This window comes from Pseudocitrobacter faecalis (assembly GCF_965231525.1).
GTDB classification, from domain to species: Bacteria; Pseudomonadota; Gammaproteobacteria; order Enterobacterales; family Enterobacteriaceae; genus Pseudocitrobacter; species Pseudocitrobacter faecalis.
Map to the genome: position 1 here is coordinate 603,375 of NZ_CBDDNJ010000002.1, position 13,332 is coordinate 616,706.

Consider the following 13,332-nt stretch of genomic DNA (forward strand, 5'->3'; position numbering starts at 1 on the left):
TGAGCATGTCTGAAGAAAAAATCGGTCAACACTATCTTGCTGCACTGCATCAGGCTTTCCCCGGCGTGGTGCTGGATGAAGCCTGGCAGACGAAAGATCAGCTCACTGTTACGGTGAAGGTGAACTACCTGCCGGAAGTGGTGGAGTTTCTTTACTACAAACAGGGCGGCTGGCTGTCGGTGCTGTTCGGCAATGACGAACGTAAGCTGAACGGTCACTATGCGGTTTACTACGTGCTGTCGATGGAGCAGGGCACTAAGTGCTGGATCACCGTGCGCGTCGAAGTCGACCCCAACACGCTGGAATATCCGTCCGTGACGCCGCGCGTGCCTGCTGCGGTATGGGGCGAGCGCGAAGTGCGCGACATGTACGGGTTGATTCCGGTTGGCCTGCAGGATGAACGCCGCCTGGTACTGCCCGATGACTGGCCGGACGAACTCTATCCGCTGCGTAAAGACAGCATGGATTACCGTCAGCGCCCGGCCCCGACCACGGATGCGGAAACCTACGAGTTCATCAACGAACTGGGCAGCAAGAAAAACAACGTGGTGCCGATTGGCCCGCTGCATGTGACCTCCGATGAACCGGGCCATTTCCGCCTGTTCGTTGACGGTGAAAACATTATTGACGCCGACTACCGCCTTTTCTATGTCCACCGTGGCATGGAGAAACTGGCGGAAACTCGTATGGGCTACAACGAAGTCACCTTCCTGTCGGATCGTGTATGCGGTATCTGCGGCTTCGCTCACAGCACGGCGTACACCACCTCCGTTGAGAATGCGATGGGCATCGTGGTGCCGGAACGTGCGCAGATGATCCGCGCCATTCTGCTGGAAGTGGAACGCCTGCACTCGCACCTGCTAAACCTCGGTTTGGCCTGCCACTTCACCGGGTTTGACTCCGGCTTTATGCAGTTCTTCCGCGTGCGTGAAACCTCCATGAAAATGGCGGAAATCCTCACCGGCGCGCGCAAAACTTACGGCCTGAACCTGATTGGTGGTATTCGTCGCGATCTGCTGAAAGATGACATGATCCAGACCCGTCAGCTCGCGCAGCAGATGCGTCGCGACGTGCAGGAGCTTGTGGATATGCTCCTCAGCACACCGAACATGGAACAGCGCACCGTGGGCATTGGCCGTCTTGACCCGGAGATTGCCCGTGACTTCAGTAACGTTGGCCCGATGGTTCGTGCCAGTGGCCATGCGCGTGATACCCGCGCCGATCACCCGTTTGTCGGTTACGGCCTGCTGCCGATGGAAGTGCACAGTGAGCAGGGTTGTGACGTGATTTCGCGCCTGAAAGTGCGTATCAACGAAGTCTTCACCGCACTGAACATGATTGACTACGGTCTGGATAACCTGCCGGGTGGCCCACTGGCGGTGGAAGGCTTTACCTACATTCCGCATCGCTTCGCCCTTGGCTTTGCCGAAGCGCCGCGCGGCGATGATATCCACTGGAGCATGACCGGTGACAACCAGAAACTCTACCGCTGGCGCTGCCGCGCGGCGACCTACGCCAACTGGCCGACCCTGCGCTACATGCTGCGCGGTAACACCGTTTCCGATGCGCCGCTGATCATCGGTAGCCTCGACCCTTGCTACTCCTGCACCGACCGCATGACCGTGGTTGATGTGCGTAAGAAGAAAAGCAAAGTGGTGCCGTACAAAGAACTTGAGCGCTACAGCATCGAGCGTAAAAACTCGCCGCTGAAATAAGGAATCGCCATGTTTACCTTTATCAAAAAAGTGATCAAAACCGGTACGACCACCTCGTCGTATCCGCTGGAGCCGCTGCCGGTTGATAAAAACTTCCGTGGCAAACCGGAACATAATCCGCAGCAGTGCGTAGGCTGTGCGGCCTGCGTGAACGCGTGCCCATCTAACGCGCTGACCGTGGAAACGGATTTAGCCACCAACCAACTGGCGTGGCAATTCAACCTGGGACGCTGCATTTTCTGTGGACGCTGTGAAGAAGTGTGCCCAACGGCGGCGATTAAACTGTCGCAGGAGTACGAACTGGCGGTATGGAAAAAAGAGGACTTCTTACAGCAGTCCCGCTTCGACATCTGTAACTGCCGCGTTTGCCAGCGTCCGTTCGCGGTGCAAAAAGAGATCGACTACGCCATTGCTGTCCTCAAGCACAACGGCGACAGCCGCGCGGAGAAACATCGCGAAAGCTTCGAAACCTGCCCGGAATGCAAACGCCAGAAATGTCTGGTGCCGTCCGACCGTATTGAACTGACTCGCCATATGAAAGAGGCCAGCTGATGAGTGCTTTATTAGGCCCACGTGATGATAACGGCATGCCGGTGCCGATGACGGTGGAAGAGTCCATCGCCAGTATGAAAACGGCGTTACTGAAAAACATCAAACGTTCCGCGTATGTTTACCGCGTCGACTGCGGCGGCTGCAACGGCTGCGAAATCGAGATTTTCGCTACGCTTTCACCGCTGTTTGACGCAGAACGCTTCGGCATTAAAGTTGTGCCGTCACCGCGTCATGCGGACATCCTGCTGTTTACTGGCGCAGTCACCCGCGCCATGCGTTCCCCGGCGCTGCGGGCCTGGCAATCGGCACCGGACCCGAAAATCTGTATCTCTTACGGTGCCTGCGGCAACAGCGGCGGTATCTTCCACGACCTGTACTGCGTCTGGGGCGGCACCGACAAAATCGTACCCGTGGATGTTTACATCCCTGGCTGCCCGCCGACGCCTGCTGCCACGCTGTATGGCTTCGCGATGGCGCTCGGTCTGCTTGAGCAAAAAATCCACGCCCGCGCGCCGGGTGAACTGGATGCACAACCGGCGGAACTGCTTCACGCGGATATGAACCAACCGCTGCGCGTTCGCGTTGACCGTGCCGCGCGCCGTCTGGCAGGCTATCGCTATGGTCGCCAGATTGCTGACGATTATATGCGTCTGCTGGGGCAGGGCGATCACCAGGTACAGCGCTGGCTGGAAGCCGAAAGCGACCCACGCCTGACCGAAATTGTCGGCCAGCTTAATCATGTTGTGGAAGAGGCGCGTATCCGATGAGCGAAACGGTGGTGTTCAGTCAACTGAGCCGTAAATTTATCGATGAGAACGATGCAACGCCGTCTGAGGCGCAGCAGGTTGTCTATTACAGCCTGGCGATTGGCCACCACCTCGGGGTGATCGACTGCCTCGAAGCCGCGCTGACCTGCCCGTGGGATCAATACCTGGCATGGATTGCTACCCTTGAAGAGGGCAGCGTCGCGCGGCGCAAAATGGAAGGCGTGCCGAAGTACGGTGAAATCGTTATCGACAGTAATCACGTCTCTATGCTCGCGAACGCGTTTGATAAAGCGCGCGCGGTGCAAACGGCGCAGCAGAAGGAATGGAGCGAAGCGATGCTCGGTATGCTGCACGCGATTTATCAGGAAAGTGCGATTTATTTGATGGTCCGGAGGCTTCGTGACTGACGTATTACTTTGCGTAGGCAACAGCATGATGGGCGACGATGGCGCAGGCCCGTTGCTCGCCGAAATGTGTGCCGCCGCGCCGAAAGGCAACTGGGTGGTGATTGACGGCGGCAGTGCGCCGGAAAACGACGTCTTCGCCATTCGCGAACTGCACCCGGAACGTCTGCTGATTGTCGATGCCACCGACATGGGGCTTAACCCTGGCGACATTCGCATTATCGACCCGGACGACATCGCCGAGATGTTTATGATGACCACCCACAATATGCCGCTGAACTACCTGGTCGATCAGCTCAAAGAGGATGTTGGCGAGGTGATTTTCCTCGGCATTCAACCAGATATTGTCGGTTTCTATTACCCAATGACTCAGGCAATAAAAGACGCGGTAGAAGGAGTTTATCAGCGGCTGGAGGGCTGGGAAGGCAACGGCGGATTTGCGCAGTTAGAGGCTGAAGCCTAGCCAGTTTCTCCCCTCACCCTAACCCTCTCCCACAGGGAGAGGGGACCGATACTCCCTCTCCCTGTGGGAGAGGGCCGGGGTGAGGGGTTATCCCAAATCTTCCCCGTTACTCGCAATCACCTTCTTATACCACCAGAACGATTTTTTGCGCGTGCGGGCCAGCGTGCCGTTGCCTGCGTCGTCGCGGTCGACATAGACAAAACCGTACCGTTTGCTCATTTCGCCTGTTGAGGCCGCCACCAGGTCGATACAGCCCCAACTGGTATAGCCAATAACCGGAATGCCGTCGCCAATTGCCTCGCCCATCGCGCGGATATGTTCGCGCAAATAGCTGATGCGATAGTCGTCGTTAATCTCACCCTGCGCGTTCACTTCATCTTTCGCGCCCAGCCCGTTTTCCACCAGGAACAGCGGCTTCTGGTAGCGGTCGTACATCATGTTCATGGTGATGCGCAGCCCCAGCGGGTCGATACCCCAGCCCCATTCGCTGGCCTGGATGTACGGGTTTTTCAGCGATTTCACAATGTTCGCTGCGTTGGTGTTATTGGCGTTCATGTCGGCAGACGCGCAGCGAGAGGCGTAGTAGCTGAACGACACGAAATCGACGGTATTTTTCAGGATCGCGTCATCGCCCTCGGCTTTCTCAATTACCACGCCTTTTTCGCGGAACACGCGGGCAGAGTAGGAGGGATACGCGCCACGCGCCTGTACATCGATAAAGAACAGGTTTTCGCGGTCTTTTTCCAGCGCCATCCACACATCTTCTGGTTTGCAGGAGTAGGGGTAGAAATTGCCGCCCGCCAGCATGCAGCCCACCTGGTTTTGCGGGTTAACCTCGTGGGCGATTTGGGTGGCTAACGCGCTGGCGATAAGCTCATGGTGCGCCGCCTGATACTTCACTTGATCCTGATTTTCGCCTTCTTCAAACACCAGCCCGGCACCGGAGAAGGGGCTGTGCAGCATGATGTTGATTTCATTGAAGGTGAGCCAGTATTTTACCAGCCCGTCAAACGCTTCAAAGCAGGTGCGCGCGTAGCGAGTGAAGAACTCGACCATTTTGCGGTTGCGCCACGAGCCGTACTCTGTCACCAGATGCATCGGCACATCGAAGTGGCACAAGGTGACCAGCGGTTCGATGCCGTACTTTTTGCACTCTTCAAATACCGCGCGATAAAACGCAATGCCTTCCGCGTTGGGTGTCAGCTCATCGCCGTTCGGGTAAAGACGCGCCCAGGCAATGGAGGTGCGAAATACGGTAAAGCCCATTTCGGCCATCAGGGCGATATCTTCTTTGTAGCGATGATAAAAATCGGTCGCCTGATGGCTGGGGTAAAACTCATCGTCACGCAGAGTAAAGCGTTTTTCCAGGCCCAGTTTGACCGGCAGGCGATTCGCGCCATGCGGGATCATATCGACCGTCGTCAGCCCTTTACCGCCTTCAAGATAGGCCCCTTCACACTGGTTGGCGGCCAGTGCGCCGCCCCATAAAAATCCTTGCGGAAATGTCGACATGCGTTTCCTCGTTAAATGTTATGTGATTCAGACGGATGCTGGTGCTGCGGCCTGACGCGTGCGGGCATCGGCGGCGGCCTCTTCGACCGGGATATCTTCAAAGCCGAGGAGCAGGGTCAGAATAAAGGAGAGCACCACTGCCAACGCCATCACGCCAAAGACCCACACAATGGTCATAGGATTCGCGGGGTCAAAGAACTGCACGCTGGTGAACAGGCCAGGAGCCGCCATTGAGTGGCTGGCAAGCCCGGCAATGCCTGCAACGGCACCGCAGATAAAGCCGCTGATCAGGCTGGCAATTAACGGACGCTTCAGCCTGACCGCCACGCCGTACAGCGCCGGTTCAGAGATGCCCGCCAGAATGGCAGACGCCGCCGCAGCCAGCGCCGTCTGGCGCAGTTCCGGATTTTTGGTTTTCCACGCCACCGCCAGCGATGAACCGCCCAGCGACAGGTTCGCGCCGATTTCCGACGGCATCACCATGCCCTCTTTACCCGTTTCAGCGATGGTTTGAATAATGGTGGGCGTAAAGACGCGGTGCATCCCGGTCATCACCAGCAGCGGCCAGAGCGCACCCATAATGGCGACGGACAGCCAGCCCAGATAACCGTGAATGGTGTAAACCAGCGCAGAAATGCCGCTACCGATCCAGATACCAATCGGGCCGATAAGCAGGATCGCCAGCGGGGCGGCAATCAGCACAATCAGCATCGGTTTGAGGAAGTTTTTCGTTACCGCCGGGGTGATGCGATCCACCCAGCGCTCGATGTACGACAGGCACCAGGTCATCACCAGCGCCGGAATAACCGTATAGGTATATTTCACCGCCGTGACCGGCACGAAGGCGAATTCCACGTGCTCGCCCTGCGCGGCTTTTGCCATCAGTTCGATAAAGCTTGGGTGCACCAGCACGCCTGCAATGGCGATGGCCAGCGACATGTTGGTTTTGAATTTCACGGCGGCAGAGGCGGCGACCATCAGCGGCAGGAAGAAGAACGCGCCGTCGCCGATCACCGTCAGGATAGTCAACGTCGGCGTACCTTTGGTCAGCACGCCGGACATTTCGAGGATCATCGCCAGTAGCTTGACCATCGATCCGCCGATAATCGCCGGGATCAGCGGCGACATGGTGCCGATCAGTGCGTCGAGGATCCCCGCGCCGATGCGCTTGAGGGTGACCTTCGGTTTTCCCGCGGGTTCGGCGGGTTGCATGTTCTCCGGCAGCAAACTCACGACTTCCCGATATGCCTGAGAAACGGTGTTGCCGATGATCACCTGGCACTGGTTATCGCTGCGCACCACGCCGAGTACGCCGCTCAGGCTTTTCAGCGCGGGACTATCGACCAATGCGTCGTCTTTCAGTACAAAGCGCAAACGCGTCATGCAGTGGGTCACCGCGCTGATGTTATTGACGCCGCCCAGTAAATCGACGATGGACTTCGCCAGTGCCGCATAGTTTTTGGACATCGGAATCTATCCTGTTTTTATCTGTAGGGGACTCATCGCCAGGCGATGAAACGTTGCATAGGAAACCGGTTCCACAAAATCATGAAGAGTTTCATTATCACTGGCAAGAGAGTAAAAAATTAATTTTTTAAATTTGTGATTGAGATCGCCATGAACGGCAAAAGCTGAAAAAGGGCGGTGGCTGAAGTACACTGCTGCCCATCATTTTTGACGAGGGAAGCGAAATGGCGACGATGCTGGAGGTGGCAAAGCTGGCTGGCGTGTCGAAAGCGACGGTCTCACGCGTGCTGACCGGCAACGGCTATGTGGGGCAGGAAACCAAAGACCGGGTCTGGCAGGCGATTGAAGAGTGCGGCTATCGGCCTAATCTGCTGGCGCGTAATCTGGCGACCAAACGCACGCAAACGCTGGGGCTGGTGGTCACCAATACCCTGTATCACGGCGTCTATTTCAGCGAACTGCTGTTTCACGCTGCGCGGATGACGGAAAATCAGGGCCGCCAGTTGATCCTCGCCGATGGTAAACACAGCGCCGAAGAGGAGCGGGCGGCGATTCAGTATCTGCTTGATATGCGCTGCGACGGCATCATTATCTACCCGCGTTTTCTCAGCGTTGACGAAATCGACGAACTCATTCAGCAGCATGAACAGCCGGTGCTGGTACTCAACCGCCGGCTGCGGCGCAACCTCAGCCACTGCGTTTACTGCGACCAGGCGCGTACCAGCCAGAATGCGGTGGAAAGGCTGATTCAACAGGGGCATCGCGATATCGCGTTTATCACCGGGTCGCTTGATTCGCCGACCGGCATTGAACGCTTGTCAGGCTACAAAGCCGCTCTGGCTGAACACAATATCCCACTGCAAGATGGGCTGATTGTGGAAGGGAAATGGACGCCAGCGACAGGTTCGGCGGGTGTCGATAGGCTGCTTGAGCGCGGCGTTAGCTTTAGCGCGCTGGTTGCCAGTAACGATGACATGGCCATCGGGGCGATGAAACAGCTACAGTCGCGCGGTATACGCGTGCCGGAGCAGGTTTCCGTCGTCGGTTTTGATGATATCGCGCTCGCGCCGTACATGATGCCTTCGCTCTCCAGCGTTAAAATCCCGGTGACAGAGATGATTCAGGAGATAATCCATCGCCTGATTTTCATGCTCGACGGCGGCGAGTTCAAACCTCAACCTTCCTTCCTCGGCGAGCTTATCGCGCGCGACTCTCTGGGCGCAGGCCCGCAGGGTTAATCTCGTCACCTGTCATCGTCACTCGTGACGATGACAGGGTTAGACACAGCGCTTCAAATAAAAAATCCTTAATAAACAGTAAAATAAAAGTTGGCGCGAATAATGCATTCTCCGGCTCATTCATTGTCATTGCTGGAGAATTTGATGAACCGTTTCATCATTGCAGATGCGAGTAAATGTATAGGCTGCCGGACATGCGAAGTTGCATGCGTGGTCAGCCACCAGGCCGAACAGGATTGCGCCGCGCTGACGCCGGAATCTTTCCTGCCGCGTATTCATGTCATTAAAGGCGTCAATGTCTCGACCGCGACCGCGTGCCGCCAGTGCGAAGACGCGCCGTGTGCGAATGTGTGCCCGAACGGCGCAATTCGCCGCGAAAAAGGTTTTGTGCATGTGATGCAGGAACGCTGCATCGGCTGCAAAACCTGCGTCGTGGCCTGCCCCTATGGTGCGATGGAAGTGGTGGTGCGCCCGGTTGTACGCAACAGCGGCGCGGGCCTCAACGTGCGTGCCGAAAAAGCGGAAGCTAACAAGTGTGACCTTTGCTTCCACCGCGAGCAAGGCCCGGCCTGTATGGAAGCCTGCCCGACCCACGCTATTTTCTGCGTTGACCGCGACAAGCTTGAGCAAATCAGCGCCGAGAAACGTCGCCGCGCTGCGCTCGATACGTCTATTTCCCTGTCGTTTTAATGATCCTCCGTTTCACTTTTAACAGGTCTGTTACTGATGAAAAAAATTACAAGTGTTTGTCCGTATTGTGGTGCTGGCTGCAAACTGAAGTTGGTTGTCGATAACAATAAAATCATCCGCGCGGAAGCGGCCGATGGAAAAACTAACCAGCATGAACTGTGCCTGAAAGGCTATTACGGCTGGGATTTCCTGAACGACACCAAACTGCTGACGCCGCGCCTGACGCAGCCGATGATCCGCTATGAAAAAGGCGGCAAACTGACGCCAGTAAGCTGGGATGAAGCCATCAGCTATACGGCAAAACGCTTAGGTGAGATCAAAGCGAAATTCGGCCCGCGCGCCATTATGACCACCGGGTCATCGCGCGGTACCGGGAATGAAACCAACTATGTGATGCAAAAATTTGCGCGCGGCGTGCTCAATACCAATAACGTCGATTGCTGCGCACGTGTCTGCCACGGGCCTTCCGTCGCAGGTTTGCAGGAAGCGCTCGGCAACGGCGCGATGAGTAACTCCATCGAAGACATTGAAAACTCAAGCTGTCTGCTGGTCTTTGGCTACAACTGCGCCGATTCGCACCCTATCGTGGCGCGTCGCGTGATTAAAGCAAAAGAGAAAGGCGCGAAAATTATCGTCTGCGACCCGCGTCGCATTGAAACCGCGCGTATCGCCGATCAACATCTGCAAATCAATAACGGCTGCAACATGGCGCTGGTGAATGCGTTTTCCCATGTGCTGCTGGAAGAAAATCTCTACGACAAAGAATACGTTGCGCGCTACACCACCGGTATCGACGAGCTGCGTGAAATCGTGAAAGATTACGCGCCGGAAGCGGTGGAAGCGCTGACCGGCGTGACGGCACAACAGATTCGTCAGGCGATGCGTACCTATGCGGCGGCACCCAGCGCCACCATTATGTGGGGCATGGGCGTCACCCAGTTTGGTCAGGCCGTGGATGTGGTTAAAGGGCTGGCGACGCTTGCGCTGCTCACCGGCAACCTGGGTCGTGAACATGTTGGCGTCGGCCCGGTGCGCGGTCAGAATAACGTGCAGGGCGCGTGCGATATGGGCGTGATCCCCAACCAGTTCCCCGGTTATCAGGACGTGGTGGATGCAGACGTGCGGGCGAAATTCGCCAAAGCCTGGGGCATTGACGCCGGCCTGATGGACGACAAAGTGGGCGTGCGCATTACCGAAGTGCCGCATCTGGCGCTGGAAGGGAAGGTGAAAGCCTACTACATCATGGGCGAAGATCCGCTGCAAACCGAAGCCGATTTAGGCCTGGTGCGCAAAGGGTTTGAAGCGCTTGATTTCGTGGTGGTGCAGGACATCTTTATGACCAAAACCGCCGAGCAGGCTGATGTGCTGCTGCCCGCCACCTCCTGGGGTGAACACGGCGGCGTCTTCACCTGCGCTGACCGCGGCTTCCAGCGTTTTGAAAAAGCCATTGAGCCAAAATATAACGTCAAACGTGACTGGGAAATTATCAGCCTGATTGCCCAGAAAATGGGCTATCCGATGCATTACGACAATAACCAGCAAATCTGGGACGAAATGCGTGAGCTTTGCCCACTCTTCTTTGGCGTCACTTACGATAAAATGGGCGACATGGGGCACGTTCAGTGGCCGTGCCCGACGCTCGATCATCCAGGCACGCCGTATCTGTACGCAGGCAATCAGTTCGATACCCCGGATGGCAAAGGTCATCTGTTTGCCGCGCCGTGGCGTGCACCCGCCGAACGCCCGGATGACAACTATCCGCTGGTGCTGTGCACCGTTCGCGAAGTGGGGCATTACTCCTGCCGTTCGATGACCGGTAACTGCGCGGCGCTGCAATCACTGGCCGATGAACCGGGCTTTGTGCAGATTAACCCGCAGGATGCGCAGAAGTTGGGCGTAAAAGACAAACAACTGGTGTGGGTGGCGTCGCGCCGCGGTAAAGTCATTACGCGTGCCAACGTCAACGAGCGTATTAATCACGGCAGCGTCTATATGACCTACCAGTGGTGGATTGGCGCCTGTAACGAACTGACCCAGGACAACCTCGATCCTATCTCCAAAACGCCGGAAACCAAGTATTGTGCGGTGAATATCAGTGCGATTGAGGATCAGAACTGGGCGGAAAACTACGCGCTGGAAAGCTACCAGTCGATGAAATCCCGCCTGCGCGAGGCGGTAGCAGGGTAATGAATGACGATAACGCATAACGGCGTCGAAATCCGCATCCGCGGTAAAGTACAGGGGGTGGGCTTCCGCCCCTTTGTCTGGCAACTGGCTCAGCAGCAGGCACGCTTTGGTGATGTCTGCAACGACGGCGCGGGGGTGCTCGTTCGTTTGCTGGGCGAAGAAGCGGATTTCCTTGCCGCGCTTCATCAACACTGCCCGCCGCTGGCGCGCATTGATGAAACGCAGGTGCAGCCGTATGTGTGGCAAAGCGTGCCTGACGACTTCGTGATCCGCGAGAGCGGCGCGGGGGCGATGAGCACGCAGATTGTCCCGGATGCGGCCACCTGCCCGGCGTGTCTTGCGGAGATGAATGATCCGCAGGAACGCCGTTATCGTTATCCTTTTATCAACTGTACCCACTGTGGCCCACGTTTCACCATTATCAACGCCATGCCGTATGACCGTCCGCTGACGGTGATGGCGGCATTTCCACTGTGTTCCGCCTGCGAGGCGGAGTACCGCAATCCTTACGATCGTCGCTTTCACGCCCAGCCAGTGGCTTGCGCCGAGTGTGGCCCGTGGTTGTCGTGGTATGCCGAAGGTGAGCCGCTGCATCACGAGGCGGCGCTGCAGGCGGCGATCGCGCTTCTCACGTCGGGTGGCATTGTGGCGATCAAGGGGCTGGGTGGTTTTCATCTGGCCTGTGATGCGGGTAATGCCCGCGCGGTGGCGACACTGCGCACCCGGAAACATCGCCCGGCGAAACCGCTGGCGGTGATGATCCCCGACACCTCCCATTTACCTGATGACGCCAGCCGATTACTGCGCACGCCCGCAGCACCGATTGTGCTGGTGGAGAAAAGCTGCGTCAGCGGCCTGTGCGATGATATTGCGCCGGGGCTGGCGGAAGTTGGCGTCATGCTCCCGGCTAACCCTGTTCAGCATTTGCTGATGCAGGCGTTGAATCGCCCGCTGGTGATGACCTCCGGGAATCTCAGCGGTAAACCACCGGCGCTGACCAATGCGCTGGCGCTGGCGGATCTCGCGGATATCGCCGACGGATTTTTACTGCATAATCGCGATATTGTGCAGCGGATGGATGACTCGGTGGTGCGGCAAAGCGGTGAAATGCTGCGCCGGTCGCGCGGCTATGTGCCGGATGCGATTCCACTGCCGCCAGGTTTTCACGATATTCCGCCGATGCTTTGTCTGGGGGCAGATCTGAAAAATACCTTCTGCCTGGTGCGCGGCGAGCAGGCGGTATTGAGCCAGCATTTTGGCGACCTCACTGATGAAGGTGTCGAAGCGCAATGGCAGCAGTCGTTGCGTTTGATGCAGGCTATCTACGATTTTACCCCGCAGGCAGTGGTGGCGGATGCGCATCCCGGCTATCACTCCTCACAGTGGGCTGCGGCCCGCGATTTACCCCATCAAACGGTGCTCCATCACCATGCGCATATCGCTGCGTGCCTGGCGGAACACAACTGGCCGCTGGACGGCGGTGATGTGATTGGACTGGCGCTGGACGGCATTGGCATGGGGGAAGAGGGCGCGTTGTGGGGCGGTGAATGTCTACGTGTGAACTACCGCGAGTGTGAACATCTTGGCGGCCTGCCTGCGGTAGCGTTGCCGGGGGGCGACCTGGCGGCACGTCAGCCGTGGCGTAACCTGCTGGCGCACTGCCTGGCGTTTGTGCCGGAGTGGGAACGTTATCCGGAAACCGCCTCTGTGCGCGAGCAAAACTGGCCGCTACTGGCGCGGGCGATTGAACGCGGTATTAATGCGCCGCGCGCGTCATCGTGCGGGCGATTGTTTGATGCGGTGGCCTGTGTGCTGGGCTGTGCGCCGCTGACGTTGAGTTATGAAGGTGAGGCGGCCTGTCGTCTGGAAGCGCTGGCGGCGACGTGTGCTGGCGTTGAACATCCGCTGCAAAGTGCACGGTTTGACCTGGCAGAATTCTGGCCGCAGTGGCTGGCGTGGCAGGCCAGCCCGGCGGAAAAGGCGTGGGCGTTTCACGATGCGCTGGCGCAGGGGCTGGGCGGTGTGATGCGCCGCGAAGCGCAGATGCGCGGGATAACCACGCTGGCATTTGGTGGCGGTGTGCTGCATAACGCGCTGCTGCGTGCGCGGTTGCAACACCATCTGGCTGATTTCACACTGCTTTTCCCGCACAGTTTGCCCGCAGGTGATGGGGCAATTGCGTTCGGGCAGGCGGTGGTTGCAGCGGCCAGGTGCGCGTGATGCCGGATGGTATGGGGTTGTCTGATGGTGCAAAAGGTAGGTCGGGTAAGGCGTAGCCGCCACCCGACAATAATGTGCGCACGGATCCAAAAAAAAGCCCCGGCGACCGGGGCAACA

Annotated in this window: 11 protein-coding genes; 9 read left to right on the forward strand and 2 right to left on the reverse strand. The window is 57.6% G+C overall.

The window, feature by feature from the left end; translation table 11 throughout:
- Positions 1–5 precede the first annotated feature (5 nt).
- Genes hycE through hycI form a run of 5 tightly spaced genes read left to right on the forward strand, consistent with a single transcriptional unit; the run spans position 6 to position 3,901 of the window.
- Positions 6–1,715: a formate hydrogenlyase subunit HycE gene (gene hycE / locus ACOXYR_RS03500; protein WP_421356568.1), complete on the forward strand. Its 1,710-nt coding sequence runs from the start codon at positions 6–8 to the stop codon at positions 1,713–1,715.
- Positions 1,716–1,724: 9 nt separating this feature from the next.
- Positions 1,725–2,267: a formate hydrogenlyase complex iron-sulfur subunit gene (locus ACOXYR_RS03505; protein ID WP_407731495.1), complete on the forward strand. Its 543-nt coding sequence runs from the start codon at positions 1,725–1,727 to the stop codon at positions 2,265–2,267.
- The gene (locus ACOXYR_RS03510; protein WP_421356569.1) at positions 2,267–3,034 is read left to right on the forward strand and encodes an NADH-quinone oxidoreductase subunit B family protein; all 768 of its coding nucleotides are present in this window, start codon (positions 2,267–2,269) and stop codon (positions 3,032–3,034) included. Before ACOXYR_RS03505 ends, ACOXYR_RS03510 begins: the two co-directional genes overlap by 1 nt.
- On the forward strand, positions 3,031–3,441 hold the full coding sequence (locus ACOXYR_RS03515; RefSeq protein WP_108476402.1) for a formate hydrogenlyase maturation HycH family protein: 411 nt from the start codon (positions 3,031–3,033) through the stop codon (positions 3,439–3,441). The genes ACOXYR_RS03510 and ACOXYR_RS03515 overlap by 4 nt, the downstream gene beginning before the upstream one ends.
- Positions 3,434–3,901: a hydrogenase maturation peptidase HycI gene (gene hycI / locus ACOXYR_RS03520; protein WP_421356570.1), complete on the forward strand. Its 468-nt coding sequence runs from the start codon at positions 3,434–3,436 to the stop codon at positions 3,899–3,901. The genes ACOXYR_RS03515 and hycI overlap by 8 nt, the downstream gene beginning before the upstream one ends.
- A gap of 87 nt (positions 3,902–3,988) precedes the next feature.
- Here hycI and ACOXYR_RS03525 read toward each other — a convergent pair whose 3' ends face one another.
- Positions 3,989–5,413: a 6-phospho-beta-glucosidase gene (locus ACOXYR_RS03525; RefSeq protein ID WP_415727586.1), complete on the reverse strand. Its 1,425-nt coding sequence runs from the start codon at positions 5,411–5,413 to the stop codon at positions 3,989–3,991.
- A gap of 27 nt (positions 5,414–5,440) precedes the next feature.
- Positions 5,441–6,880, reverse strand: a complete 1,440-nt coding sequence (gene ascF, locus ACOXYR_RS03530) for a PTS cellobiose/arbutin/salicin transporter subunit IIBC (RefSeq protein ID WP_113857667.1) — start codon at positions 6,878–6,880, stop codon at positions 5,441–5,443.
- A gap of 224 nt (positions 6,881–7,104) precedes the next feature.
- Here ascF and ACOXYR_RS03535 point away from each other — a divergent pair, with 224 nt between their 5' ends.
- From ACOXYR_RS03535 to hypF, 4 genes are all read left to right on the forward strand, one after another.
- Positions 7,105–8,118, forward strand: a complete 1,014-nt coding sequence (locus ACOXYR_RS03535; protein WP_421356571.1) for a LacI family DNA-binding transcriptional regulator — start codon at positions 7,105–7,107, stop codon at positions 8,116–8,118.
- Between the two features lie 144 nt (positions 8,119–8,262).
- Positions 8,263–8,808 carry an electron transport protein HydN gene (hydN, locus tag ACOXYR_RS03540; RefSeq protein WP_015963289.1) on the forward strand — a complete coding sequence of 182 codons (546 nt, stop codon included), beginning with the start codon at positions 8,263–8,265 and terminating at the stop codon, positions 8,806–8,808.
- A gap of 36 nt (positions 8,809–8,844) precedes the next feature.
- Entirely contained in the window at positions 8,845–10,995 is a 2,151-nt protein-coding gene (gene fdhF / locus ACOXYR_RS03545; RefSeq protein ID WP_421356572.1) for a formate dehydrogenase subunit alpha, read from the forward strand.
- Between the two features lie 3 nt (positions 10,996–10,998).
- Positions 10,999–13,215, forward strand: a complete 2,217-nt coding sequence (gene hypF / locus ACOXYR_RS03550) for a carbamoyltransferase HypF (RefSeq protein ID WP_421356573.1) — start codon at positions 10,999–11,001, stop codon at positions 13,213–13,215.
- The last annotated feature ends 117 nt before the right edge of the window (positions 13,216–13,332 follow it).

Coding starts and splice junctions, on each gene's coding strand:
- hycE (WP_421356568.1), top strand. CDS start 6: ATGTCTGAAGAAAAAATCGGTCAACACTATCTTGCTGCACTGCATCAG.
- ACOXYR_RS03505 (WP_407731495.1), top strand. CDS start 1,725: ATGTTTACCTTTATCAAAAAAGTGATCAAAACCGGTACGACCACCTCG.
- ACOXYR_RS03510 (WP_421356569.1), top strand. CDS start 2,267: ATGAGTGCTTTATTAGGCCCACGTGATGATAACGGCATGCCGGTGCCG.
- ACOXYR_RS03515 (WP_108476402.1), top strand. CDS start 3,031: ATGAGCGAAACGGTGGTGTTCAGTCAACTGAGCCGTAAATTTATCGAT.
- ACOXYR_RS03525 (WP_415727586.1), bottom strand. CDS start 5,413: ATGTCGACATTTCCGCAAGGATTTTTATGGGGCGGCGCACTGGCCGCC.
- ascF (WP_113857667.1), bottom strand. CDS start 6,880: ATGTCCAAAAACTATGCGGCACTGGCGAAGTCCATCGTCGATTTACTG.
- ACOXYR_RS03535 (WP_421356571.1), top strand. CDS start 7,105: ATGGCGACGATGCTGGAGGTGGCAAAGCTGGCTGGCGTGTCGAAAGCG.
- hydN (WP_015963289.1), top strand. CDS start 8,263: ATGAACCGTTTCATCATTGCAGATGCGAGTAAATGTATAGGCTGCCGG.
- fdhF (WP_421356572.1), top strand. CDS start 8,845: ATGAAAAAAATTACAAGTGTTTGTCCGTATTGTGGTGCTGGCTGCAAA.
- hypF (WP_421356573.1), top strand. CDS start 10,999: ATGACGATAACGCATAACGGCGTCGAAATCCGCATCCGCGGTAAAGTA.